The organism is Kitasatospora sp. NPDC093558, assembly GCF_040683475.1.
Classification (GTDB): Bacteria; Actinomycetota; Actinomycetes; order Streptomycetales; family Streptomycetaceae; genus Kitasatospora.
Map to the genome: position 1 here is coordinate 1 of NZ_JBFBDY010001127.1, position 383 is coordinate 383.

Sequence of the window (383 nt, forward strand, 5' to 3'; positions counted from 1 at the left end):
GGGAGCGGCGCGTTCGCCGAGGTCGCGGCCGGGCGCGGGGTGAGCCCGCAGCGCGTCGCGCTCGCCTGGCTGTTGGCCGCGTCGCCGGTGATGCTGCCGATTCCCGGGGCGAGCCGGCCGGAGACGATCCGCGACTCGGCCGCGGCGGCCGAACTGGTGCTGACGGAGGAGGAGTTGGGGATCCTCTCGACGGTCGGGCAAGGGGAGGGGAGCGGACCGGCTACGGGCCCGACGACGCGCTGAGGTCCGCGGCCAGGCGGCAGAGCGCGGCGCGGTCGGCGCGGCCGGTCTTCCGGATCAGGCTGGCCAGGTGCTTCTCCACCGTGCGCGGCGAGATCGACAGCAGCCGGGCGAGGTCCTGGTTGCCGGGGCGGTCGACGAGC

The 383-nt window shown here is 76.5% G+C and carries 2 protein-coding genes; one reads left to right on the forward strand and one right to left on the reverse strand.

The genetic code is table 11. The annotated features are described in order from the left end of the window. Positions 1-243: aldo/keto reductase (locus AB0O00_RS39085; RefSeq protein ID WP_363659430.1), on the forward strand; the 243-nt coding region annotated here is incomplete at its 5' end. Here the strand turns inward: AB0O00_RS39085 and AB0O00_RS39090 are convergent. After that, the coding region (locus tag AB0O00_RS39090; RefSeq protein WP_363659431.1) for a LuxR C-terminal-related transcriptional regulator at positions 221-383 on the reverse strand (163 nt) is incomplete at its 5' end. The genes AB0O00_RS39085 and AB0O00_RS39090 overlap by 23 nt on opposite strands.